Source organism: Stenotrophomonas sp. STEN022, assembly GCF_056760155.1.
This window is the reverse complement of record NZ_JBRREG010000010.1, coordinates 1-25,321: the sequence shown is the minus strand read 5'-3', so window position 1 is coordinate 25,321 and position 25,321 is coordinate 1. Positions and strand designations below refer to the sequence as shown.

The 25,321-nt window shown below is 64.9% G+C and carries 22 protein-coding genes; 16 read left to right on the top strand and 6 right to left on the bottom strand.

Annotated features, from left to right (window positions below; genetic code table 11):
* Positions 1–12: 12 nt before the first annotated feature.
* Positions 13–714 carry a ComF family protein gene (locus ACVOMF_RS03880; protein WP_481508108.1) on the bottom strand — a complete coding sequence of 234 codons (702 nt, stop codon included), beginning with the start codon at positions 712–714 and terminating at the stop codon, positions 13–15.
* A 73-nt stretch (positions 715–787) separates the two neighbouring features.
* Here ACVOMF_RS03880 and bioB point away from each other — a divergent pair, with 73 nt between their 5' ends.
* The 4 genes from bioB to bioC all read left to right on the top strand — a co-directional run bounded on the left by bioB (position 788) and on the right by bioC (position 4,887).
* Entirely contained in the window at positions 788–1,816 is a 1,029-nt protein-coding gene (gene bioB, locus ACVOMF_RS03875) for a biotin synthase BioB (protein ID WP_481508107.1), read from the top strand.
* 90 nt (positions 1,817–1,906) lie between these two features.
* Positions 1,907–3,115, top strand: coding sequence for an 8-amino-7-oxononanoate synthase (gene bioF / locus ACVOMF_RS03870; protein ID WP_481508106.1), 1,209 nt, complete (start codon positions 1,907–1,909; stop codon positions 3,113–3,115).
* A gap of 17 nt (positions 3,116–3,132) precedes the next feature.
* Entirely contained in the window at positions 3,133–3,900 is a 768-nt protein-coding gene (bioH, locus tag ACVOMF_RS03865; protein ID WP_481508105.1) for a pimeloyl-ACP methyl ester esterase BioH, read from the top strand.
* A gap of 99 nt (positions 3,901–3,999) precedes the next feature.
* Positions 4,000–4,887 carry a malonyl-ACP O-methyltransferase BioC gene (gene bioC / locus ACVOMF_RS03860; protein ID WP_481508104.1) on the top strand — a complete coding sequence of 296 codons (888 nt, stop codon included), beginning with the start codon at positions 4,000–4,002 and terminating at the stop codon, positions 4,885–4,887.
* Positions 4,888–5,118: 231 nt separating this feature from the next.
* Here the strand turns inward: bioC and ACVOMF_RS03855 are convergent, their stop codons facing one another.
* Complete coding sequence (locus ACVOMF_RS03855; protein ID WP_481508103.1) at positions 5,119–5,727, bottom strand: YdcF family protein; 609 nt, start codon at positions 5,725–5,727, stop codon at positions 5,119–5,121.
* Positions 5,724–6,686: a pyridoxal-phosphate dependent enzyme gene (locus tag ACVOMF_RS03850; protein ID WP_481508102.1), complete on the bottom strand. Its 963-nt coding sequence runs from the start codon at positions 6,684–6,686 to the stop codon at positions 5,724–5,726. Before ACVOMF_RS03850 ends, ACVOMF_RS03855 begins: the two co-directional genes overlap by 4 nt.
* Positions 6,687–6,829: 143 nt before the next feature.
* On the opposite strand from ACVOMF_RS03850, the gene ACVOMF_RS03845 reads away from it, so the two are divergent.
* From ACVOMF_RS03845 to ACVOMF_RS03795, 11 genes are all read left to right on the top strand, one after another.
* The gene (locus ACVOMF_RS03845) at positions 6,830–7,450 is read left to right on the top strand and encodes a hypothetical protein (RefSeq protein WP_481508101.1); all 621 of its coding nucleotides are present in this window, start codon (positions 6,830–6,832) and stop codon (positions 7,448–7,450) included.
* A 491-nt stretch (positions 7,451–7,941) separates the two neighbouring features.
* Positions 7,942–9,831 carry a tRNA uridine-5-carboxymethylaminomethyl(34) synthesis enzyme MnmG gene (mnmG, locus tag ACVOMF_RS03840; protein WP_481508100.1) on the top strand — a complete coding sequence of 630 codons (1,890 nt, stop codon included), beginning with the start codon at positions 7,942–7,944 and terminating at the stop codon, positions 9,829–9,831.
* Between the two features lie 224 nt (positions 9,832–10,055).
* The gene (locus tag ACVOMF_RS03835; RefSeq protein ID WP_481508142.1) at positions 10,056–10,874 is read left to right on the top strand and encodes a nucleotidyltransferase domain-containing protein; all 819 of its coding nucleotides are present in this window, start codon (positions 10,056–10,058) and stop codon (positions 10,872–10,874) included.
* Between the two features lie 64 nt (positions 10,875–10,938).
* The gene (locus ACVOMF_RS03830) at positions 10,939–11,478 is read left to right on the top strand and encodes a gamma carbonic anhydrase family protein (RefSeq protein ID WP_481508099.1); all 540 of its coding nucleotides are present in this window, start codon (positions 10,939–10,941) and stop codon (positions 11,476–11,478) included.
* A 77-nt stretch (positions 11,479–11,555) separates the two neighbouring features.
* A complete protein-coding gene (locus ACVOMF_RS03825) occupies positions 11,556–12,476 on the top strand; it encodes a DUF2167 domain-containing protein (protein WP_481508098.1) in 921 nt (306 codons plus the stop codon).
* Positions 12,477–12,659: 183 nt separating this feature from the next.
* Entirely contained in the window at positions 12,660–13,355 is a 696-nt protein-coding gene (locus tag ACVOMF_RS03820) for an RDD family protein (RefSeq protein ID WP_481508097.1), read from the top strand.
* Complete coding sequence (locus ACVOMF_RS03815) at positions 13,352–14,344, top strand: stage II sporulation protein M (protein ID WP_481508096.1); 993 nt, start codon at positions 13,352–13,354, stop codon at positions 14,342–14,344. The genes ACVOMF_RS03820 and ACVOMF_RS03815 overlap by 4 nt, the downstream gene beginning before the upstream one ends.
* Complete coding sequence (locus tag ACVOMF_RS03810) at positions 14,334–15,926, top strand: DUF4129 domain-containing protein (protein ID WP_481508095.1); 1,593 nt, start codon at positions 14,334–14,336, stop codon at positions 15,924–15,926. The genes ACVOMF_RS03815 and ACVOMF_RS03810 overlap by 11 nt, the downstream gene beginning before the upstream one ends.
* Entirely contained in the window at positions 15,923–17,071 is a 1,149-nt protein-coding gene (locus ACVOMF_RS03805; protein ID WP_481508094.1) for a DUF4350 domain-containing protein, read from the top strand. The genes ACVOMF_RS03810 and ACVOMF_RS03805 overlap by 4 nt, the downstream gene beginning before the upstream one ends.
* Complete coding sequence (locus ACVOMF_RS03800; RefSeq protein WP_481508093.1) at positions 17,068–18,093, top strand: AAA family ATPase; 1,026 nt, start codon at positions 17,068–17,070, stop codon at positions 18,091–18,093. The genes ACVOMF_RS03805 and ACVOMF_RS03800 overlap by 4 nt, the downstream gene beginning before the upstream one ends.
* 217 nt (positions 18,094–18,310) lie before the next feature.
* A complete protein-coding gene (locus ACVOMF_RS03795) occupies positions 18,311–19,609 on the top strand; it encodes a DUF58 domain-containing protein (RefSeq protein ID WP_481508092.1) in 1,299 nt (432 codons plus the stop codon).
* Between the two features lie 193 nt (positions 19,610–19,802).
* Here ACVOMF_RS03795 and ACVOMF_RS03790 read toward each other — a convergent pair whose 3' ends face one another.
* Positions 19,803–20,990 (bottom strand): glutathionylspermidine synthase family protein, encoded by a 1,188-nt coding sequence (locus ACVOMF_RS03790; protein WP_481508091.1) that lies wholly within the window; start codon positions 20,988–20,990, stop codon positions 19,803–19,805.
* 4 nt (positions 20,991–20,994) lie between these two features.
* Positions 20,995–21,561 (bottom strand): DUF1190 domain-containing protein, encoded by a 567-nt coding sequence (locus tag ACVOMF_RS03785; RefSeq protein WP_481508090.1) that lies wholly within the window; start codon positions 21,559–21,561, stop codon positions 20,995–20,997.
* Positions 21,562–22,178: 617 nt separating this feature from the next.
* On the opposite strand from ACVOMF_RS03785, the gene ilvD reads away from it, so the two are divergent.
* Positions 22,179–24,017, top strand: a complete 1,839-nt coding sequence (gene ilvD, locus ACVOMF_RS03780) for a dihydroxy-acid dehydratase (protein WP_481508089.1) — start codon at positions 22,179–22,181, stop codon at positions 24,015–24,017.
* 9 nt (positions 24,018–24,026) lie between these two features.
* On the opposite strand, the gene ACVOMF_RS03775 is transcribed toward ilvD, so the two are convergent.
* Complete coding sequence (locus ACVOMF_RS03775; protein ID WP_481508141.1) at positions 24,027–25,055, bottom strand: integron integrase; 1,029 nt, start codon at positions 25,053–25,055, stop codon at positions 24,027–24,029.
* Positions 25,056–25,321: the final 266 nt, after the last annotated feature.

The following is a 25,321-nucleotide window of genomic DNA, read 5'->3' as shown; positions in this document are numbered from 1 at the left end:
GCACACCAGCGCTCACGGCACCCGCGCACAGACCCAGGCATCCACCCGCTGCACACCGGCGCGATGCAGTGTGAGCGCTGCCGCATGCAAGGTGGCACCGGTGGTCATCACGTCATCCAGCAGCACCACATGTGCCGGCAACTGCCCTATCGCAATGAAGGCACCACGCAGATTGCGTTTGCGCTCCACCGCATCCAGCTCCGATTGTGGCTGGGTGGAACGGCGCCGATGCAGGCCCCGGCACAGGGGTAGCTGCAGCGCGCGCGCCAGCGGCTTGGCCAGCTCCCAGGTCTGGTCATAGCCGCGCTGGCGCAGCCGCGACAGATGCAGCGGCACCGGCACGATCGCCTGCGGGCGCTCGGCAGCGCCCAATGCATCCAGCATCAGCGCTGACAGCAAGCGCCCGGCGCTGAGATCATGGTGAAACTTGAAGCGCAGCAGCAGGCCATCGATCGGCGCGTTGTAGGTAAATGCCGCTTGCACTGCCTGCAAGGGCGAGCGTGAGCGCTGGCAGGCACCGCACAGCCCATCAGCGTCGGTGGCAGGCAACGGCAGCGCGCAACGCCAGCAAGCGGCCTGTTGCCAAGGCAATCCGGCGCCGCAGGCCAGGCACAGGTCCCGCCCCGGCATACCGTCCTCCCCGCAGACCAGGCAGCGCGGCGGGAACAGCAAGGCCGATAGACGACCCCCGACCCTGTAAACCAGACTCTTCATTTGATGGTTGACAGCAATGTGTATGCTGACCAGACTGCGCCGCTTCCATCGCCCCATCTGTCAGGTAACACCGATGTCCACCGTCATCCGCCACGACTGGAAGCGCGAAGAGCTGCTGTCCCTGCTCGAACTGCCCTTCCCCGAGCTGCTGCACCGCGCCGCCAGCGTGCATCGCCAGCACTTCGACCCGGCGCAGGTACAGGTCTCCACCCTGCTCTCGGTCAAGACCGGCGGTTGCCCGGAAGACTGCGCCTACTGCCCGCAGGCCCAGCGCTATGACACCGGCGTGGACGCGCAGAAGCTGATGGACACCGACAGCGTGGTGGCCCGTGCCCGCGCCGCCAAGCAGGCCGGCGCCTCGCGCTTCTGCATGGGTGCGGCCTGGCGCTCGCCCAAGGACCGTGACATCCCCAAGGTCGCGGCGATGATCCGCGAGGTGAAGTCGCTGGGCCTGGAGACCTGCGCCACCCTGGGCATGCTCGAGGGCCACCAGGCGCAGGCGCTGAAGGACGCCGGGCTGGACTACTACAACCACAATCTGGACACCGCGCCGGATTACTACGATTCCATCATCCATACCCGCCAGTACCAGGACCGCCTGGACACGCTGGAGCACGTGCGCAACGCCGGCATGAAGACCTGCTGCGGCGGCATCGTCGGCATGGGCGAGACCCGCGAACACCGCGCCGGCCTGCTGCAGGCGCTGGCCAACCTGCCGGCGCACCCGGATTCGGTGCCGATCAACCGCCTGGTGCAGGTCGCCGGTACCCCGTTGCACGGCAGCGCCGAGCTGGACCCGTTCGAGTTCGTGCGCATGATCGCCGTGGCCCGCATCGTGATGCCGCGCTCGATGGTGCGGCTGTCGGCCGGCCGCGAGAGCATGAGCGACGAGCTGCAGGCGCTGTGCTTCCTGGCTGGCGCCAACTCCATCTTCTACGGCGAAAAACTGCTGACCACCGGCAACCCGGACACCGAGCGCGACCAGGCCCTGTTCGCCCGCCTCGGCATCAGCCCGATGCAGGTAAGCGTGGACGCCGACGACCACGACCACCCCGGCACGGTGCACCTGGATATCGCCCCGCTCTGCGCCCGCAGCGCCTGAGCCCGCCGGCGCCCCACACCGGGGCGCCGCTTGGGGCATTCTTACAGGCAACCGGGTACGCTAGCCGCCCGCTTGACCATGAACCTTGCCATGGCCCGTCCTGACATCCACGACCGCATCCACGCCCAGCGCAAGCTGCGGCTTGCCCAGGGCCGCATCCGCACCCGGCGCAGCATCAGCCGCCGTGACGGGGTGCGATTGGAGCTGGACGGCCGCTGGTTGACCGGCTTCTGCAGCAACGACTACCTCGGCCTGTCGCAACAGTTCGAGGTGATCGCCGCGCTGCAGGACGCCGCCGGCCGCGAAGGCGCCGGCAGCACCGCCTCGCACCTGGTCTGTGGCCACCACAGCGTGCACGAGCAGCTGGAACGCGAGATGGCCGACTGGCTCGGCTATCCGCGCGCCCTGCTGTTCGACAGCGGCTTCATGGCCAACCTCGCCGTGCAGCAGGCGCTGCTGAGCGAAGAAACCGATATCTGTGTGCAGGACCGGCTCAACCACGCCAGCCTGCTTGATGCCAGCCGCCTGGCCGGCTGCCGCCTGCGCCGCTATCCGCACCTGGACAGCGAAGGCGCCATGCGCCAGCTCAAGAACACCGCCGATGGCGCCGCCATGCTGGTCACCGACGGCGTCTTCAGCATGGATGGCGACATCGCCCCGCTGCGCTCGCTGTCGCTGGTGGCACGCATGCAGGAGGCGCTGTTCTATGTGGACGACGCCCACGGCATTGGTGTGATCGGCGAACACGGCCGCGGCTGCGTCGCCGACGCCGGCCTGGGCGTGAAGGAGGTTCCGCTGCAGCTGGCCACCCTGGGCAAGGCGCTGGGCAGCCACGGCGCGGTGGTTGTGGGCGAAGACGCGCTGATCCAGCACCTGGCCGAAACCGCACGTCCTTACATCTACACCACCGCCCTGCCGGCGGCGCAGGCGGCCGCCTCGCTGGCGGCGGTGAAACTGGCACGCCGCGACCATTGGCGCCGCGACAAGCTCACCGAACTGATCACCAGCTTCCGCGAGGGCGCGCGCCGCAACGGGCTGGAGCTGATGGCCTCGGAAACCCCGATCCAACCGCTGCTCTGCGGCGACGAAGCGACGGTGATGGCCTTGTCGGCGACGCTGGAGCAATCCGGCTTCCTGGTCAGCGCGATCCGTCCGCCGACCGTGCCCGAAGGCAAGGCGCGCCTGCGCGTGACCTTGTCCGCGCTGCATACCCTCGAGCAGGTCAAGGCGCTGGTAGACGCCATCGCCAAGGCCCGCGATGTGGTGCTGTACCAGAAGTCCCTGAACACTGTTGCCTGAGAACCGGTTGTAACGCCATGCATATCCACGTCACCGGCAGCGGCCCGGCATTGGTCCTGATCCACGGCTGGGCACTGCATGGCGGCATCTTCGCGCCGCTGGTGGAACGGCTGGCGCCGCACTTCGAGCTGCACGTGGTCGACCTGCCCGGGCATGGCCACAGCCGCGACGACGCCACGCCCTTGCGCTTGCCCTACCTGGTCAATGCCATCGCCAGCGCCACCCCGGCAGCGGCGTGGTGCGGCTGGTCGCTGGGCGGGCTGGTCGCCCTGCATGGCGCGGCCACGTTGCCGCAGGTGCGCGGGCTGGCAATGCTGGCAGCGACGCCACGCTTCGTCCGCGACGCCGATTGGCCAGATGCGGTGGAGCCGGCGGTGTTCGAACAGTTTGGCCGCGATCTGGAACAGGATTACCGCGGCACCCTCGAGCGCTTCCTCGCCCTGGACGTGATGGGCTCGCAGCACGCCCGCAGCGAACTGCGCACCCTGCGCGATGCGCTGGTCGAACGCGGCGAACCGGCCCCGCGCGCCCTGCACGAAGGCCTGGCCCTGCTGGAGCGCAGCGACCTGCGCGGCAGTCTGCCCAGCCTGCACAAACCCGGCCTGTGGATAGGCGGCCAGCGCGACCGGCTGGTGCCGTCCAAGGCCATGCACCAGGCCGCCGCATTGGCGCCCGCAGGCCTGCACAACGCCCACACCATCGACGGCGGCGGCCACGCCCCATTCCTTGGCCACGCCGATCACGTCGCCGGACTGCTGCAACAGTTTGTTGCTGGCTGCGCGTGAGCGGTTACGCGGCCATTCGCGCTGGCTGGCCGATGATGTCGTCGGCCGCTTGAGCACCGCAGCGCTCCCCACCCTGAATTACGAAACCGAATCACCGCCATGTCTTCTCTGTTCGACCCCAAACACGTCCGCCGCGCCTTCTCGCGCGCCGCCAGCAGCTACCGCGCCGCCGCCGTGCTGCAGCAGGAAGTGGCCAAGCGCCTGCTGGAATCGCTGGACTACCTGGAAGACCGGCAACCGCAGGTGGTGTTGGATGTGGGCAGCGGCCCGGCACATGCCACCGCGGCTATGAAGAAGCGCTGGCCCAAGGCGCAGGTGATCGCGCTGGACCTGGCCCTGCCGATGTTGGCGGAGGCCAAGAAACAGGCCGGCTGGTGGCGCCCGTTCTCGCGCGTCTGCGCCGATGCCCGCGCCCTGCCGCTGGCCGACAACAGCGTCGACGTGATCTACAGCAACCTGTGCCTGCAGTGGGTGGAGGACCTGCCGGCGGTATTTGCCGGCTTCCGCCGCGTGCTCAAGCCCAATGGCCTGCTGGTCTGTTCAACGTTTGCCCACGACACACTGGTGGAACTGCGCCAGGCCTTCGCCCAGGCCGATGACACTTCGCATGTAAGCCACTTCGTGCAGATCGCCCAGTTCGGTGATGCCTTGATGATGGCTGGCTTCCGCGATCCGGTACTGGACCGCGACATGTTCACCCTGACCTACGACGACCTGCCGACGCTGATGCGCGAGCTCAAGGCCATCGGCGCCACCAACGCCATGCACAGCCGCCGCCACACGCTGACCGGGCGCAGCCGTTTTGCGGCAGCACGCGATGCTTACGAGCCTATGCGTCGCGCTGACGGCAAGCTGCCGAGCAGCTGGGAAGTGGTGTATGCGCATGCCTGGGCACCGGCACCAGGCGCGCCGATCCGTGAGCAGGGGCAGGATGTGGCGAGCGTGCCGCTGTCTTCGATTCCTATTCGGCGGAAGACGCAGGAATAAGGATTCGGGATTCGAAGCAATCTGCTTTGGCTTTGGCTTTGGCTTTAGCAGTTGCAGTTGCAGTTGCAGTTGATCTTCTCCTCTCCCCTTGCGGGAGAGGATGCCGAAGGCAGGAGAGGGTGCGGCGCAAGCCGCCAAGCCCATGCAGTTTCAGAGTGCATGCTGGCCGATCTGCCAGCATTGCCAGCTTCGCGGCTTACGCCGCTCCTACAAATGCAGTTTCTTCACCGCTCAAGCCCCTTTTACAAACAGGTCGCGGTGGAAGAAATACACTTCCTGCAGCAGAAAACGCCAGCTGGTGTGGAAGCTGCGGAAGCGCGTGCTCGGCGTGGACGATGCCAGCGCATCAATCCCCAACTCCTTCGATAGACGCAGCGCGCGCGCCATGTGCAGCGGGTCGCTGACCACGATCACCTTGTGCATGTCGTGCTTGGCCATCACCTGTTTGGCTTCGACCAGGTTCTGTCGGGTGGTGCGCGAGCGCGTTTCGATCAGGATGTCCTTGCCCGGGATTTTCTGCTTCAGCGCATAGCGCCGCGCCACCTGTGATTCGGAAAAGCGCGCGCCCGTGCCACCAAAGCCACCGGTGAAGATCAACTTCGGGGCATAGCCCTGCCGGTACAGATCAAGCCCGTGGCGGATGCGTTCTTCAAACACCGGCGAAGGCTTGGCGTCATACGCCGCAGCGCCGAGCACGATGATGGCGTCGGCAGGCGCGGCCTGGTCACGGTCACCTACCCAGATGATCCACGCCGCCACGCCCAGCAGCCACAACAGCAGCAACACACACAAGCGCCACATCCATCCCATCAACCCCGTGCGCCGAACAGCTGCCTTCATGCCTGCACCCAAGGCAAGGCATCCAGATCCACATTGCCACCGGACAACACCAGCCCCACCGTGCGCCCGGCAAAGCGCTGCGGCTGGGCCAGCACCGCCGCCAGGGTGATCGCCGAGGACGGCTCGACGGTCTGCTTCATCACCTGCCAGATCAAGCGCATCGCAGCCACGGTATCGGCATCGTCCACGCTGATCACCTGTGCCGCGCCGTGCAGCAACGCGAAATTGGGCGCACCCAGCGCACCGCGCAGGCCGTCGCATAGCGTATCCGGCACGAAATCGATCAAACGTTCGCCTGCAGCCAGTGAGCGCGCGGTGTCGGCAGCACCAGCCGGCTCGGCCAGCACCAGCTCGCAGTTGGGCAGCAGTTGCTGCATCGCCAGCAGGGTGCCTGCGGCCAATCCACCGCCGCCTACCGGTACGACCAGTACATCCAGTGGCGTTCCGGCCTGGCGAATCAGTTCGAGCACGGCAGTGCCCTGCCCGGCGATGACCCGCGGGTCGGTATACGGGTGAACCAGCGTCGCCCCGGTTTCGCGCTGCACGCGCAGGCACTCGGCTTCGCGCGCGGACTGGGTGGGTGCACAGCGCCAGAGGGTGGCCTGGTTGCGCTCGATATTGGCCAACTTGGCCGCCACCGCACCTTCGGGCACCACCACATGGCAGGGAACTCCGCGCGAGCGTGCCGCCAGCGCCAGTGCGGCGCCGTGGTTGCCCGAGGAATGTGTCACCACCCCGTGGCTGGCGTGCTCCACATCCAGCGACCACACCGCGTTGCAGGCCCCGCGGAACTTGAACGCGCCGCTGCGCTGCAGGTGTTCAGCCTTGAAGTGCAGGCTGGCACCGGCCAGTGCATCCAGCGCGCGTGAACGCAGTACCGGGGTGACCGTCGCGTGGGCGGCAATCCGCGCCGCTGCTGCCAGAACCTCGGCAAATCCGGGTAAAGGGAGTTCATTCATGGTGAAAGGTTAGCCCAGGCCCCAGCCCTACGACCATCTCATCTGCGCACACGTTGTATGTTCAGCCATGTAGATGCGAATTAAGGGCCGATTCAATGCTGTGGCCCGAAGCTGGATGCCATACCCACGAGGGGGGGATTTTTATGATCAAGCGCCTGATTATTTCCACCGGCCTGCTGTTGGGCCTGTCTGGCTGTGCCACGTACGACTACGTCGGCGGCGGTTCGGGCGGCTATTACCACGGCTCCCCCTCGGTGCAGTACAGCTATCCCTATGGCTACCCGGATCGTGGCTACGGCTACGGCGGTTATGGCTATGGCAGTGGCTATTACGGCTACGGCAACTATGGCTATCCGGTCTACCGGCCCAATTACAACCGCCCGCGCCCGCCGTATCACGGCAACGGGCAGCGTCCACCGGGCAATGGCAATGGCAATCGGCCGCATCCGGGTGGTGACGGTGATCACAACCATGGTGGCAATCGTCCGCGTCCGCCGGGCAATGGCAATGGTGGCAACGATGGTCGCCCTACCCGTCCGCCGCCGGTCAATGGTGGTGGCAACAAGTCGCCGTGGCGCGACCTGGACAATCTGAGCCGCCCGCCGCGTGCCAACAACCAGCCGATGCAACGACCCCAGCCCATGCAGCAGGCAATGCAGCGACCACAGGCGGCGGCTCGTCCGGCTATTCAGGCACGGCCGATGCCGGCACGACAGCCGTCACAAACCCGTGAAGCGCGCGGAGTCAGGAACCAGGAACCATAAAAAGGTTGCAATTGCCGCAAATGCAGGCATTCTTGGTCCCACGGGTGACCGCTTGCGTCGCATAGTGACCTAAACCGGTCTCGCCCAGACAGTTCAATGTCGATGTCCGTCAGGAAATCTGGATCCCCCCTGTTCCGGCCCTGTCGGACATCGGCGCCTACAAAGACAAAGCCCCGGCCTAGGCCGGGGCTTTGTCTTTTAACGCTTTCCCGCCAAGGCGGGCCTTGCTGGATTGCAAGGCCGGTAGTCCCCCGACTACCGGCCCCCTGCTACCCCAACGTACGCTTCGGTCGGCCCCTGTTCCAATTCCGACCTTGTTGCGCCTATGTCGCATGCCACGTTGGGTGCAATGTATTAACTGCAGGTTGCGTGCCAACTTTAGGGTTGATGCGTACCTGATTGCGCTTGGCAGTAAAATCACCACACACGCCGTCGTACCGTGGGAATCCCCCGCCGACGGACTTCACACTTTCTTGACCGATCTCACGCCCATGAGCGACTCCTTCTACCGTTACGGCGTCATCGTCATTGGCGGCGGCCACGCTGGCACCGAAGCAGCTCTGGCTGCAGCGCGCGGCGGCGCCCGCACCCTGCTGCTGACCCACAACGTCGAAACCGTTGGCGCGATGAGCTGCAACCCGGCCATCGGCGGCATCGGCAAGGGCCACCTGGTCAAGGAGATCGACGCGCTCGGCGGGGCGATGGCACATGCCGCCGATCGCGCCGGCATCCAGTGGCGCACGCTCAATGCCTCCAAGGGCCCGGCCGTACGCGCCACCCGTTGCCAGGCCGATCGCAACCTGTACCGGATGGCGATCCGCGGCATCGTCGAGTCGCAGCCGAATCTGACCGTGTTCCAGGCAGCCGTCGATGATCTGGTGATTGAAGGCGACGCCGTGCGTGGCGCCATCACCCAGACAGGACTGACCTTCCACGCCGCTGCAGTCGTGCTCACCGCCGGCACCTTCCTCGCCGGCAAGATCCATATCGGCGAAACCCAGTACACCGCCGGTCGCATGGGCGACCCGCCGGCGACCACGCTGGCCGCGCGCTTGCGCGAGCGCCCGTTCGTCATTGATCGCTTGAAAACCGGCACTCCGCCGCGCATCGACGGCCGCTCGCTGGATTACAGCGTGATGGACGAGCAGCCCGGCGACGATCCGCTGCCGGTGATGTCCTATCTGGGCGACGTCAGCGAGCATCCGCAACAGGTGAGCTGCTGGATCACCCATACCAGCGAGCGAACCCACGACATCATCCGTGGCGCACTGCACCGCTCGCCGCTGTACAGCGGCCAGATCGAAGGCATCGGCCCGCGTTACTGCCCGTCGATCGAAGACAAGGTGGTGCGTTTCGCCGAGAAGAACAGCCACCAGATCTTCGTCGAGCCGGAAGGCCTGGACGTGGTGGAGATCTATCCCAACGGCATTTCCACCTCGCTGCCGTTCGACGTGCAGCTGGAACTGGTGCGCAGCATCCGTGGCTTCGAGCAGGCGCATATCACTCGCCCCGGCTACGCGATCGAGTACGACTTCTTCGATCCGCGCGGCCTGAAGAACACGCTGGAAACCCGCCAGGTCAACGGCCTGTTCTTCGCCGGCCAGATCAACGGCACCACCGGCTATGAAGAAGCCGGTGCGCAGGGCTTGTTGGCAGGCATCAACGCCGCCTTGTTCGTGCAGGGCAAGGACGGCTGGTGCCCGCGTCGCGACGAAGCCTATATCGGTGTACTGGTCGACGACCTGATCACCCACGGCACCAGCGAGCCCTACCGCATGTTCACCAGCCGCGCCGAATACCGGCTGCAGCTGCGCGAAGACAATGCCGACACCCGCCTGACTCCGACCGGTCGTAAGCTGGGCCTGGTCGACGACCGCCGCTGGTCCGCATTCGAAACCAAGCAGGCCGCCGTTGCCAGCGAGAGCGCGCGCCTGCGTGGCATCTGGGCAACGCCGGGCAATGCGCTGGGCCGCGAAGTTGCCGAAGCAACCGGCGTGGCAGTCAGCCGCGAAACCAATGTGCTGGACCTGATCAAGCGCCCGGAACTGGACTACGCCAAGCTGATGCAGGTGCCCTCACTCGGACCGGGCGTCGATGATGCACGTGTGGCCGAGCAGGTGGAAATCAGCGTCAAGTACGCCGGCTACCTGGACCGTCAGCGCGATGAGATCGAACGCCAGCAGCGGCATGAAAACACCGCGATTGTCGAAGGCTTCGACTTCGGCTCGGTGCGTGGCTTGTCGGCGGAGGCACTGCAGAAACTGGAGCGTGTACGTCCGCAGACCATTGGCCAGGCGCAACGTATTCCCGGCATGACGCCGGCAGCGATTTCCCTGCTGCTGGTGCATCTGGAGCGGGCGCGACGCGGCAAGGTGGCTTGAGTTTCTGATTTGGGTTGGTGGTGATGGAGCCTAAAAGCTTCCCCCTCCCCAACCCTCCCCTTGGCTGCGCCAAAGGGAGGGGGCAGAAGCGGCGCCCCGCCATCTGAAAGAACACGCGAAACAGCCCCCTCCCTTGCGCCGAAGGCGGAGGGGAGGGCTGGGGAGGTGTGCCTTTCGCGCGCGCCCTGACTAGACTGCGGCTCCCGCTACAGGAGCCGCAGAATATGGACATTCATCCGATCGACCCGGGAAAACGCCAAGCCGTACTCGCCGCGCTGGAGCAGATCGAACGCCAGCACGACGTACGCGTGTTGATGGCCTGCGAATCTGGCAGCCGCGGCTGGGGATTTTCGTCGCCGGACAGCGACTACGATGCCCGCTTCATCTACGTCCATCGCCAGCCCTGGTACCTGAGCGTCAATGAACGGACCGGACCGGGCGAAGCACAACGCGATGTGATCGAGCTGCCCATCGATGACGAGCTGGATATCAGCGGTTGGGACCTGCGCAAAGCATTGCGCCTTGTCTCCAAGTCCAACCCAACCCTATCCGAATGGCTGCGCTCGCCAATCCACTATCGCGGTGACGCTCAGGCCATCTCAGAACTGCAAGCCGCGGTACAGCAGTTTCACTCACCCCTGGGCGGCTGGTGGCATTACTTCAACATGGCCAGCGCCAATCATCGCGGCTATCTGAAAGGTGAGCGGGTGCGCACCAAGAAATACCTTTACGTGTTGCGGCCGTTGCTCGCCTGCCAATGGATAGAGAACGAACCCACACCGCCGCCCATGGCTTTTGAGGACCTGCTCGATCGCCTGCTCCCCGAGGGCAATGTACGCAACGCCATCGATCAACTGCTGGCGACAAAGCGGCGCAGCGCGGAGGTAGCCGATGGCCCTCGGATAGCCCTCATCAGCGACTACATTGATGCCGAGCTTGCGCGGCGTAGCAATGCACCGCCCCTGTTGACTGCCGGCCAAGGTGACGCCAACGCGCTTGACGGACTTTTCAGACAAATGCTCATTGCCCACGCACCGCGCTGAGATCGCTCATAGGCAACTGCGACTATGATGTTGCTTGCCAAATTCGTTCCCCAAGGCGATCACCATGCCCGCACTCCGCCCCTTCCTGGATAAAACCCCCACCATCGGCGAGCGCGTCTATATCGACGAAGCCTGCACCATCATTGGTGATGTGCAGATTGGCGATGATGCGTCGGTTTGGCCGGGCACGGTGATCCGCGGCGATGTGAATTACGTCCGCATCGGTGCACGCACCAATGTGCAGGACGGCACCATCATCCATGTCAGCCACGACAGTCCTTACAACAAGGGTGGCTACCCGACCCTGATCGGTGAAGGCGTTACCGTTGGCCATGGCTGCATCATCCACGCCTGCACCATCGGTGATTACTGCCTGATCGGCATGGGCGCGTGCATCCTCGATGGTGCGGTGATCGAGGCCAATGCCTTCATCGCTGCTGGCGCGGTGGTTGGGCCGGGCAAGGTGGTGCGCAGCGGCGAGTTGTGGGCTGGCAACCCGGCACGGCTGATGCGCCAGCTCAGCGAGAAGGATATCGTGGGCCTGCGCTATTCGGCCGATCACTACGTCAAGGTCAAGGACCAGTACCGCGGCATGCAGGGCTGACCAGCAGGCATTGTCGGTACCCGCCTCGCGGGTGCACACTGCCGGCCTTGGCATGGGGACGCCTTCGAGGGTTTGACATGAAGTCGATGCGAATCGTGGCACAGCGCCTGTTGGCGGCTGTGACACTGCTGTGTGTGGTTTGCTTTGCCGCCTCCGCCCAGGACGCTGCCCAGGAAGAACAGGGCATGAGCGCAGAGCAGTTCGAGCAATCGCTGCATTTCCGCAGCGGGCAGATCGAGGTTCCCGAGGCACGGGCCCACTTCAATTTGAATGACGAGTTCCGCTATCTGGACAAGGTCGACGCGCGCCGGGTGCTGGAGGACATGTGGGGCAACCCGCCCGATGACAGCGTGCTGGGCATGATCGTGCCGCGCAGCCCCGGGCTTAGCGAGCGGGAGAGTTGGGCGGTGGTGGTTACCTGGTCCGACGATGGCTACGTGTCCGACGAAGATGCCAGCAAGATCGACTACGCCGACCTGCTCAAGACCATGCAGGCCGAGACCCGCGACAGCAACCCGGAGCGAGTGAAGGCAGGCTACGGCTCGCTCGACCTGGTGGGCTGGGCGGTGCCGCCCCGCTATGAGGCAGGCAGCAAGAAGCTCTACTGGGCACGCGAGCTGGCCTTCAATGACCAACCCGATCACACCCTCAACTACGACATCCGCGTGCTCGGCCGACATGGCTACCTGAGCTTGAATGCCGTTTCAGGAATGTCGGAGCTGGCGCTGGTACGCGAAGGCATGGACAAGCTGCTGCCGATGGCCGAGTTCGACCAGGGCGCACGTTATGCGGATCACAACCCCAGCACCGACAAGGTCGCCGCCTATGGCGTGGCTACCTTGATCGGCGGTGGGTTGGCGGCCAAAGCCGGGCTGTTTGCCAAGCTCGGCCTGTTGTTGGCCAAGTTCTGGAAGCTGCTGTTGATCGGCGTGCTGTTCTTCGGTGCCGCCATCAAGAAGCTGTTCGTGCGTGGCGACGACAACCGCACCGTGCGCTGAAACCCGCCCCACGCGGCCCGCCACTGCCAACGGCGGGCTGGGTTTTCGTGCTGCCGCCAGCTAAAGTCAGCATTCTGATAGGGACGTAGCAGAGACACGAATGCCACAGGCATCCGTCCGGGCTGGACTCCGGGCTTCCATCCGCCGCATGCAGGACCAGCACTTGATGCTGGAGCTACTGCAATGAACACAGCGCGGCCGATGCTGGACACCTATCGCGAGGTCATCACGCCGGAAGGCGTGCCCCTGCAACTGCCCGCTGCCGGTCCGGTGCCGCGTGCTCTGGCCTGGCTGATCGACCTGTGCGTACGCTTTGGCGTGCTGATGGTGATGAGCCCGTTGCTGGTCGCACTGGGTGAGCTCGGCCAAGGCATCTACCTGGGCTTGATGTTCCTGATGTTCTGGGCTTACCCGATCGTGCTGGAGGTGTGGTTCGGCCGCACTTTGGGCAAGAGGGCATTGGGCCTGCGCGTGGTCGCCCGCGACGGCGCACCCTTGGGCTGGATGGCGGCGATCGTGCGCAACCTGCTACGCACCGTCGACGCGCTGCCGTTTGGTTACGCACTGGGCCTGGTCACCTGCCTGTTTGATCCGCATGGCCGTCGCCTCGGCGATCTGGTTGCCGGCTCGCTGGTAATCCATACCGTGCCACGTCCCGCCACGCCGCCAGCACGCATCGATACCGCACTGGCACCACCGCTGCCCTTGCAGCCCAGCGAACAGGCTGCCTTGATCGCCTTCGCCGACCGCGCGCCGGCACTTTCACCAGGCCGTCAGCGTGAACTGGCCGACATCGCCAGTGGGCTGAGCCAGGAGCGCGGCCAGGCCGGCGTAGTGCGCTTGTATGCAATGGCCAACTGGTTGCTGGGGCGGCGATGAGACAGGAACAGTTCGTCACCCGCTATCAGCACGAATGGCAGCAGTTCGAGGACTGGCTGCAACGCCGTGGCGAGGGCTCGCGGAAACAGCGGAGCAGCATCGACCCTGACGTGCTGGGCGATGAAACCATCCCGCAGCGCTACCGTCGCCTCTGCCAGCAGCTGGCCTTGGCGCGTCGCCGTGGTTATAGCCCGCAGCTGGTGGAACAACTGCAGCAGCTGATGCAGCGCGGCCACAACCTGCTGTACCGCACACCGGCACCGCGCTGGCAGCGTGCGCTTGAATTCCTGTTCGCCGATTTCCCAAGCACCGTGCGCAGCCAGGCCGGGGCGATGTGGGTGGCCTGCGCGCTGTTCGTGATTCCGCTGGTCGGCATCTTCGTGCTGTTGCAGTACAAGCCTGAGCTGATCCACATGCTGCTGGACCCGCGCCAGGTCGCGCAGATGGAAAAGATGTACGACCCCGCCGCCGACAATCTGGGCCGCGACAGCGGCACCGACTGGGCGATGTTTGGCCACTACATCATGAACAACATCAGCATTGGCCTGCGCACCTTTGCCAGCGGGTTGTTGGCCGGTATCGGCACCATCCTGGTATTGCTGTTCAATGGCATCACCATTGGCGCGGTGGCCGGGCATCTGCAACAGATAGGCTCAGGTGATCCGTTCTGGCGCTTTGTGGTCGGCCACGCGCCGTTCGAGCTGACCGCCATTGTGATTGCCGGCGGTGCGGGCCTGCAGCTGGGCTTGCGCCTGCTGGCACCGGGCCGCATCCGCCGCATCGATGCACTCATTGAGGGCGGCGTGATTGGTGCACGGCTGTGCCTGGGCGTGGCCTTCATGCTGCTGGTGGCGGCCTTCATCGAAGCGTTCTGGTCCTCGACCGCGTGGGTGCCGATGTGGGGCAAGCTCAGCGTGTCTGCCGTGCTGTGGACGGTAGTGCTGCTGTGGCTGTGGCGCGGCGGGCGTGGAGGTGATCATGCGGATTGATCAGCTCGATGTCGCACTGCGGGCGCGTTCGCAATGGGAAGCGATGGAGCTTGGCACCGCCCTGGTCCGCCGTCATGCCGCGGCAATCTGGAAGCCGTGGGTGCTGCTGACGCTGCCGGTATTCGCGCTGCTCAACCTGCTGGGCTGGTGGCTGGACAACTTCTGGTTGTCCAGCTTGATCCTGTGGTGGCTCAAGCCCGCGTTCGAGCGCATTCCGCTATACGTGATTTCGCGCGGCGCGTTTGGTGCCGAGCCCACTACCCGCCAAACCCTGCGCGCGCAGTGGAACTGGGGCTGGCGCGGCCTCGGTGCCTACCTCGGCTGGCGTCGACTCAGCCCTGCCCGCTCGCTGCTGATGCCGGTCGATCTGCTGGAAGGTGGCGACGCCAGCCAGCGGCGCGGACGCCGGCATGCACTTGGCGGTGCTGCCTACGGCCACGCCACTCTCCTCACCTGGGTGTGCTGGCACTTCGAGGCCATGCTGCAGCTTGCCGGCGTCGCCCTGGTCTTCATGTTCGTGCCGGTGGAACTGCTGTCCGAATCGCTACGCGCCACCTGGGAACTGATTGGCGAGGACACCCCGGCTTGGGCATGGATAGGCTTCAACCTGTTGGCGTGGCTTGCGATGACCTTGATCAGCCCGTTCTACAGCGGTGCCGGCTTTGGCCTCTACCTCAACCGTCGTACCCAGCTGGAAGCCTGGGATGTGGAAATCGCCTTCCGTCGCCTTCGGGAGCGACTGGCTGGGCTGGCACCGATGCTGGTGTTGCTGTTGGCGGTGTTCGCGTTGCCGTCGCTGCAGGCGCGGGCACAGGACAACGCTGATACCCATGGCGCCAGCAGCCACAGCAATCACAAAGACGTTGCAGAAGCAGGAACAGACTCAGCTGCCGCTACTGCGACCACGCCCCAGCAGCTGTTTGACGCTGCTCCGGCCGACACCGCCGGCTTCCGTCAGGCCGCTGCACGCGCTTACGAAGACCCACAACTCGGCGCCAAGCGCAGCGTCACCCGCTGGGTAAAGAAGGCATCGGACAAGAAGCCAGATACCGACGACAGCAACAATCCCGATGCCGGCCCAATCTTCGCCGCCATCGCCAAGTTCGCCGCGCTGATCGGCGAGAGCATCCTGTGGATTCTGCTTGGCGTATTGCTGGTGGCGCTCGCGCTGACCGCACGCTGGTGGCTGCCATGGTTCCGTGGCGATGGCCGTCGCCGTCGCGACGAGCAGGCACCCGCGCTGCAGGAAGCCCTGCAATTGCCGGAAGTGCTGCCGCCGGACATCCTCGGTAGCGCGCGGCGGCTGTGGCGCGAAGGCAAGCCACGGCACGCGCTGGCGCTGCTATACCGTGCTTCGGTGGAAGTGCTGGTCGAACGCGGCAACGTCGTGCTGCCGCCCGGTGCCACCGAAGCGCAGTGCCTGCGTGCCTCGCGCAAGATGCCACAGGAGGCCGATCGCAGCCTGTTCGCACGCATGGTGCGCACCTGGCAGTACGCCGCTTATGCCGGCCGCCTGCCCAGCGATGAAGAGTTCGACGCGTTGACCAAGGAACTGCACCTGCAGTACGGGTGGCCAGCATGAACACCGCCCTGCGCAATTCGCTGATCATCGTACTGCTGTTGCTGACCGGCCTGATCGCGTTCTGGTTCGTGCGCAACTTCGAGAAAACCAGCGAAGAGATCACCCTGCCCGCTTATGGCGAGCCCACCTACAACGCGCTGTATGCGCTGCGCGAAACCCTGATCCGCGACGGCAGCAAGGCCGAAACCCGGCGCAAGCTCGACCTGCCCGCCATGCAGCTGCAGCCCGGCGATACCGTGCTGATGCTCGACGACCCGCGCCTGCTCACCCCGGCACAGGTGGAGAGCCTGCTGGACTGGGTGCAGTTCGGCGGCCATCTGCTGCTGCGCGCGCCTGACGCTGACGAAGACCTGGACGGCGACGAACAGGGCTTGTTGGAACGCCTGGGCGTAGTCACCAGCGAAGTACCGGCGCGCTGCCAGGTCTGGCAGGTGCCCGGCCAGGAATCGCACAACGAATTCTGCAGCGGCAACCGCTTCACCCTCGCCGAGAAGGCCCGCGCCGAGCGTCGCTGGGCCGATGCGGGTGACGATGACACGCTGGCCTATGCGCGTCTGCGTTACGGCCTTGGCCGGGTCGATGTGCTGGGCGACATGGACTTCCTGCTCAACGGCGGCGGCGAACGCGATACCGGCCTGCGCGACATCCCTCACCGCGACCTGGCCCGCCTGGTGCTGGCACCCAACTACGGCAAGGGCACCACCCACCTGATCTACGCGATGGAACTGCCATCGCTATGGAAGACGCTGTTCCAACGCGGCTGGCCGGTGTGGGTGCCGTTGTTGCTCGCGCTGCTGGCGTGGCTGTGGATGCGCTGCCAGCGCTTCGGCGCGCTGCTGCCCTCGCCGCGCGAAGACCGCCGCTCGCTGCTGGAACACGTGCGCGCCAGCGGCGAGCACCTGCACCGCTACCGCAAGTCACCGCTGTTGTACGACGCGGTACGCCAGGCCTTCCTCGCCCGCCTGCGCCGCCGCGCGCCGGTAGCTGCCGCGCTGACCGGTGATGCCCAGGCACAAGCCATCGCCGATCACCTGCAGTGGCCGATCAGCCGCGTACAGACCGCATTGCAGATTCCCCCCTCGCAGGACGATATCGCCCTGCGAGACCGTATCCGCTTGCTCATCCAGATGAGAAACCAGCTATGACCGACGAGCTCACTCCGCCTGCCCTCCCCGGCGATGCACCCGCACCGACGCCTGCTCCCGCGCCGGTCAACACGGACCTGATTGAACGCGTCGAGCGCATCCGCGAAGCGGTAGGCCATGCCTTCATTGGCCAGAGCGATGTGCTCGACCAGATCCTGATCGCCCTGCTGGCCGGCGGCCATGTGCTGATCGAAGGCGTTCCCGGACTCGGCAAGACGTTGCTGGTGCGCGCCCTGGCACAGGCGCTGGAGCTGGACTACGCACGCGTGCAGTTCACCCCGGACCTGATGCCCAGCGACGTCAGCGGCCACGCCGTGTACGACCCCAAGACCGAGAGCTTCAAGATCCGTCGCGGCCCGGTGTTCACCAACCTGCTGCTGGCCGACGAAATCAACCGCGCCCCGGCCAAGACCCAGTCCGCCCTGCTGGAAGTGATGCAGGAAGGCCAGGTCACCATCGAAGGCAAGGCCTTCGCACTGACTCCACCCTTCCTCACCATGGCCACGCAGAACCCGGTCGAGCAGGAAGGCACCTACCCGCTGCCGGAAGCACAGCTGGACCGCTTCCTGCTGAAGGTGCTGATCGACTACCCGCAGCTGGAAGACGAGAAGCAGATGGTGCAGGCCATCACCACCGGCCGCACCGCCAGCGACTTCAACCTCACCCAGGTACCGCGCGTACTCAGCGGCGCCGATGTGGTGGAGCTGCAGAAAGCAGTGGCCGCGATCACCGTAGACCCACAGGTGATCGATTACGCCGTGCGCATCGTCGCAGCAACCCGCAAGTGGCCGGGTATTGCGCTCGGCGCAGGCCCGCGCGGCAGCATCGCGCTGGTGCGCGCCGCCCGCGCACAGGCGGTGCTGTCCGGCCGCGACTTCGTCACCCCGGACGACGTACGCGAGATCGCCAAGCCGGCACTGCGTCACCGCATCGCGCTGGCCCCGGAACTGCAGATCGAAGGCCAATCCGCCGACGACGCCCTGACCGCCCTGCTCGCCAAGGTGGAGGCGCCGCGCAAGTGAGCAAAGCGGCAAGAAGCGCAAGCATGCCAAACGGGGCCCTTGCCTCAGCCCCCTCCCTTGCGCGCGCAGCGTGCAGGGGAGGGTTGGGGAGGGGTGCCGCTCCTGCCCCCTCCCTTGCGCGCGCAGCGCGGAGGGGAGGGCTGGGGAGGGGTGCTTTCGCACTTGCCGTAGCTCTTTCCCCCTCAGCACCAACACACAAAACAATCAGGGCCACGCAGTGAGACCCGCCCCCCTATTGATCACCCTGCTGGTGCTATGGGGCCTGCTCGGCCTGCCAGTCGCCCTGCACTACCTGCCACTGCAGGCATGGACCATCAGCGCAGCGGCAATCGTAGCACTCGCCTTGCTCGATCTCCTGCTGCTCTGGCGCAAACCCAGCCCGCGGGTACGTCGCGAACTGCCCGACTCCCTCGCCCTGGGTGTCGAGCGCGAAACCTGGCTGCAACTGGATTCCTACGGCAAGCAACGCGTCGACGTATTCGACCTGCTGCCCGATGGCTGGAACAGCGACGGCCTGCCGCGCCGGTTGAAGCTGGGCAAAGCCAGCGAAACCCGTTTCAGCTACCGCTTCACCCCGGCCAACCGCGGCACCTTCGTGTTTGATGGTGTGCACCTGCGCCTGCATTCACCACTGCGCCTGTGGCGGCAGCAACGCACGGTCGGCACCCCGCAAACCGTCCGCGTCTATCCCAACTTCGCTCCCCTCACCCGCTTCGCCCTACTAAGCGCGGAGATGGCCTCACGGCTGGTAGGCGCGCACCTGAAGCGCCGCCGTGGTGAAGGCACGGATTTCCACCAGATGCGCGAGTACCGCGTCGGCGACAGCCTGCGCCAGATTGACTGGAAGGCCACGTCACGTGCACGCAAACTGATCTCGCGTGAATACCAGGACGAAAAGAACCAGCAGCTGGTGATGCTGATCGACACCGGCCGGCGGATGATGGCCGACGAGGGCGGGTTGTCGCATTTCGACCACGTGCTCAACGCCTCATTGGTGGTGTCGTACCTTGCATTGCGCCAGGGCGATGGCGTCGGCTTGTTCGCCAGCGGTGGCGACAGTCGCTGGGTAGCGCCCAAGCGCGGCATGGGCGTGATCGATAGCCTGCTGCGTGCCAGCTACGACCTCCAGCCCAAGCCGGTGGCAACCGACTATCTCGCCGCAGCCACCGAATTGTCGCTGCGGCAATCACGGCGCAGCCTGGTGATGCTGGTCACCAACGTACGCGATGAAGATATCGAAGACCTGTTGGCCGCCGTGCGCCTGCTGCAGAAGCGGCATCTGGTCTGCGTGGCCAGCCTGCGCGAGCGCGAACTTGACCAGGCCTTGGCACGCGATGTGGAAACCGTACCCGAGGCAATACAGGCCGGCGCCATTGCCGCCTACCTGCAGCAGCGCAGTGATGCCCATGAAGCGCTGCGCAGCCACCGGGTGATGGTGCTGGACGTTACCGCGGAAGAGTTGCCGGCAGCATTGCTGGAACGCTATCTGGCAGTGAAGCGCGACGGCCTGCTATAGCCCATTTGCCCCGGCTTCGCGGCTCACGCCGCTCCCACAAAAAAAGCCAAGCCATGTAATGCCGAGCCATGCTCGGCAGGGGCCTTACCGACAACGCCCATGTAGCGCCGAACCATGCTCGGCAGGGGCGTCACCGGTAAAGCTTCAGCCGAGCATGGCTCGGCTCTACAGTGATGTTTCAGACAACAACTGCTTACAGATAGATCCGCGTTGTGCCCTGCGGCGCATCATCAATGATGGCGTGCGGCAGGAAACGGGCGCTGTCGCGGGTGATGCGGCTGTTGTCTTCACGGATGCCAACGCCGCAGGCACGGTCGCCTACGATCCAGCTGCCCACCAACGGGTAGTTGCCTTCAAACACTGGCAGCGCATGGAATGCCTGGCGGATGCTCGGCCCGTTGTACGGCCCTTCGCTCTCCTGCCAGCTACCGTCGCTCATGTGCATCGCCACATTGGCGCCTTCGCGCGAATGCAGTGGCTTGCGCACCCAGCCGGCCGGCAAGGCGCTTCCATCGTCGAAGTAGGACTCCAGCAGATTCGGGTGACCGCGATGGCGCTCCCACAACAACGGCAGGATGCCCTTGTTGCTCAGCACCGCCTTCCACGCCGGCTCCAGCAGCTGCACGCCCGAACGCGGCAAGGCCGCGCCGAACTCTTCGCGCATCAGGTCTTCCAACGGATACAACTTGAACAGGCTACCGATCACCACATCGTCCAGATCGGTGAAGCGTCCATCAGCCGACAAACCGATGTCCTCGATAGCAAGCGCCGCCGCGTGCAGCCCGGCCTGCGCCGCGCAATCACGCAGATAGGCGACCGTGCCCTGATCTTCCTCGGACTCCCCCACCGCGCTGAAATACAGCGGCGGCGGCAGCCGCGAGGTCAACTCGGCGAAGCGCTCCACCAAGGTCTCGTGGATGGAGTTGAACTGGTCGGCCTGCTGCGGCAATGCGCCACGGTTGCGCTGGTCTTCCAGCCACTGCCATTGAAAAAACGATGCTTCGTACAACGACGTCGGCGTGTCGTAGTTCAGTTCGTACAGCTTGGCCGGACCATTGCCGTCATAGGCAAAATCCAGACGGCCATACAGATGCGGATCGCGCCGACGCCAGCTTTCGGCGATCCAGTCACGGAAGGCTTCAGGAATGGCCAGCTGCGCCATCAGCGCATCGCTGCCCACAACCTCGCCCACCAGATCCATCGCCATCGCGTGCAGCTCGGCGCTGGGATCTTCGATATCGTTCTCGATCTGGCGCAGGGTAAACGCGTAGTACGCGCTTTCATCCCAATACGGCGCACCGTCGATGGTGTGGAAGCGGAAGCCCGCTTCCGCAGCACGGGCCTTCCAGTTACCACGTTCGGCAATTGCAACGCGCTTCACTGCATCAACCGCCGACGCTGCTGCGGCCGCCGCTACGCGCACCGAAACCACCACGACTGGCGGTGACGGCGCGGTTCGGGGTGGCGTTGACCGGGGCCAGGCCAGCCTTGCCTGCACCAATGCCGCTACCAGTGTTCAAACCACCGGTGCCGCCCGGTGCGGCCGGCTTGGCCCAACCATTGGCCTTGTCCCTGAAGGCGGGCTGCGATGCCGGCGGTGCGGCCACGGCGCCACGGCTGCCGTTGAGCATCTGCGACATGAAGAAGCCCATCATCATCGGGCCGATGAACGAGGTGCCGGCGCTGGTCTGCTGCTGCACGCACTGCTCGGCCGGGTATTCCTTGGCGCACTCTTCCTTGCTGGCGTACTTGGGCGCGGCATCGGCCGACTGCTTCTGCGCGGTGGCAAACGCCTCGCGGCAGCTGGACGGATCGCCGGTCGCTTCGCTGCAGGCTTCCACCGAGGTGTACAGCCCTTCCTGCGTCTGCACGGCCTCTTCCTTCTGGCAGGCGGTCAGCAGCAGCGGCACGGCGCTCATCAGCACCAGTGCGGTGGCCTTGGATCGCTTCATGGTCGGTTCCCCGTCAATTTGATTCCCAATAATGCCCGATGAAGGCTGCAAGGCGGAAACCGGAAAACTCCTGAAACTGAATCGGTTTTCAGCTGATGCCTGGAAAGGCCTTGGGGTAGCTGGGGTTTCGGTAGTTTTTGCGCGCGTAGCTATTCAGCACGTGGGCACAGGTGGTGCATTGGAAGATCAAGATCCAGAGCACCCCTCCCCAACCCGTCCGGCCCGAAGGCACAGCCTTCGGTCGTTCATCAAGCCGCGCGCCAGTGGCGCGCAAGCGGGCCTTCTTCACCCCCTGCGCTGCGCGCAAGGGAGGGGGCTGTTTGCTGCGCTCGTTCAGGCCGCGAGCGACCCGCTCTTACCCCCTCCCTTGCGCGCAGCGCAGGGGAGGGTTGGGGAGGGGGGGCTTTTCGCTTCCGTTTCCACTTCCGCGTTGGCTTTGCCTGGCCATGATTCTGGTTCTGGCTCTGCCACCTGCCCCACCGAGCAACATTCAAGCCCCAAGCAATCGCCCCACTCCACCCCCAAACAACCGCAGCCCAATGGTTGCAGCTGCAACCGGGAACTTCATGCAGAATCAATCGCACTGCACTTCTGCACAACCGCCCCGCTCGCTCGCCATGCCTGATTACCGCTCTAAAACCTCCACCGCCGGCCGCAACATGGCCGGCGCCCGCGCCCTGTGGCGTGCCACCGGCATGACCGATGGCGACTTCCACAAACCCATCGTCGCGGTGGTCAATTCCTTCACCCAGTTCGTGCCCGGCCACGTGCACCTGAAGGACCTTGGCCAGCTCGTGGCGCGCGAGATCGAAGCCGCCGGTGGCGTGGCCAAGGAGTTCAACACCATCGCCGTGGACGACGGCATCGCGATGGGCCATGACGGCATGCTGTACTCGCTGCCCAGCCGCGAGATCATCGCCGACTCGGTCGAATACATGGCCAATGCCCACTGCGCCGATGCGCTGGTGTGTATCTCCAACTGCGACAAGATCACCCCCGGCATGTTGATGGCCGCGCTGCGCCTGAACATTCCCGCAGTGTTTGTCTCCGGCGGCCCGATGGAAGCCGGCAAGACCAAGCTGGCCGACCACAAACTCGACCTGATCGACGCGATGGTTGCTGCCGGCGATGACAAGGTCAGCGACGAGCAGGTGGCCGCGATCGAACGCAGCGCCTGCCCAACCTGTGGTTCCTGCTCGGGCATGTTCACCGCCAATTCGATGAACTGCCTGACCGAAGCACTGGGCCTGTCGCTGCCGGGCAATGGCACCGTGGTGGCCACGCACAGCGACCGCGAGGCGCTGTTCAAGCGCGCCGGTCGCCTGATCGTCGAGCTGTGCCATCGCTGGTACGGCGGCGAGGAAGCCAACGTGCTGCCACGCGGCATCGCAACGTTTGAAGCCTTCGAAAATGCGATGACACTGGACATCGCCATGGGCGGTTCGACCAACACCATCCTGCACCTGCTGGCCGCTGCGCAGGAGGCCGAAGTGGCGTTCGACCAGCGCGATATCGACCGTCTCTCGCGACGCGTACCGCAGCTGTGCAAAGTGGCGCCGAACACGCAGAAGTACCACATCGAAGACGTGCACCGTGCCGGCGGCATCATGGCCATCCTTGGCGAGCTGGCACGCGGTGGCCTGCTGCATACCGATGCCTCCACCGTGCATAGCCGCACACTTGGCGATGCGATCACGCAATGGGATGTCACCCAAACCCAGGATCAGGCCGTCCATCAGTTCTACAAGGCTGGTCCTGCAGGCATCCCTACGCAGGTGGCTTTCAGTCAATCCACGCGTTGGCCGTCGCTGGATGTGGACCGTGCCGAAGGCTGCATTCGTGACGTTGCCCATGCGTTCTCCAGCGAAGGCGGCCTGGCTGTGCTGTACGGCAATCTCGCCGCCGATGGCTGCGTGGTGAAGACCGCCGGCGTGGACGAATCCATCCATGTGTTCGAAGGCAATGCCCGTGTCTACGAAAGCCAGGATGCCGCAGTGAAGGGCATCCTCGGCAACGAGGTGCAGGCTGGCGACGTGGTGGTAATCCGCTACGAAGGACCAAAGGGTGGCCCGGGCATGCAGGAAATGCTGTACCCCACCAGCTACCTCAAGTCCAAGGGCATGGGCAAAGCCTGCGCCTTGCTCACCGATGGGCGCTTCTCCGGTGGCACCTCCGGATTGAGCATCGGCCACTGCTCACCCGAAGCCGCAGGCGGTGGCGCCATCGGTCTGGTTCGCGACGGCGACCGCATCCTGATTGACATCCCCCAGCGTGGCATCAACCTGCTGGTCGACGACGCAGAACTAGCACGTCGCCGCAGCGAACAGGATGCCAAGGGCTGGAGGCCCGTCGAAGCGCGCCCACGCAAGATCACCACCGCGCTAAAGGCGTATGCGCTGCTCGCCACCAGCGCCGACAAGGGTGCCGTGCGCGACAAGGCGCTGCTGGACGGCTGAATGCCGTCATCACACCGGGAGTGGCGGCACTCCCGGTAGCCGGTCCAAGGGGCTAAGCAGACCGCCTGCCCCGCGCCCGAGCACGTGCGTGTAGATCTGGGTGGTAGTGACATCCTTGTGCCCAAGAAGCTCCTGCACAGTGCGAATGTCATGCCCGGCCTCCAATAGGTGCGTCGCAAAGGAATGGCGCAAGGAATGGCAAGTTACGGGCTTTGTGATGCCGGCAAGGGCCCGTGCCGATTTCACCGCACGCTGCAATGGTTCTTCGCTGACGTGATGCCGCCCGATTGCCCTGGTTCGAGGATCGGTAGAGAGTCGGGTAGACGGGAACAGGTATTGCCAGCCTGGCTCAGCGTTTGCATTTGGGTACTTGCGTGCCAGGGCATGCGGCAGCTGCACGCGGCCCATTCCTTCGCCGATATCCGCGTGGTGTATCAGCAGCGCCCGCCCGCGTTGCCGCAGCAGCCGCTCACAGAGCGAGATGGGCAGCGGCACACGTCGGTCCTTGTTGCCCTTGCCACTACGCACACATATCTCGTTGCGTCCGAAATCCACGTCTTTGATGCGAAGCCGAACACACTCCATCAAGCGCATGCCGGTGCCGTACAGCAGTTGCGCCATCATGGCCGTTTGCCCCTCCGGAATGGCTTGCAGCAGCCGCGCAACCTCGTCCGGTGACAGAACAACCGGAAGGCGACGCGGCCGCTTGGCTCGTACCACCTGATCCAGGCGCGGCAACTCCATGTCCAGCACCACGCGATAGAGAAACAGCAGCGCTGACAGCGCTTGGTTCTGGGTAGCAGCTGACACGTTTCCGACCGTCGCCAGATGGGTCAGGAAGTTTCCCACTTCGGTAGCGCCAAGCTCCTGTGGATGGCGTTTTCCATTGGCATGGATGTAGCGCCGTATCCAACCAAGGTAAGCCTGCTCGGTACGCAAGCTGTAATGCCGAACCCGAACTTGCTGGCGCACCTGATCCAGCAATCGCGGGGGTTTGGCTACTTTTACGTCCGCTAAGACAGGGGGTGTATTCCATATCACGGCTTCCGAGCGGTAATTAGCTTGGAGCTTGATATGGCGATGCAGGCTGCATAATCGCGCAAGCCGTTGTTTCTTTGTGAGAATTTTCCGGCTTGAAAGCGGCGCCAAAGTAGGCATACTCGGTTTTACACCGCTTTTAGGCGGTCTACTAAGAGTTAGGCCTCGAGCAAGACTCCCGCACCGGACATGTTTCGCGATGAAGAAGCCACCGTTGGCACCGTTAATCGCCGAGATTCCATCGTCGCGATTCACTTCGCCGGATG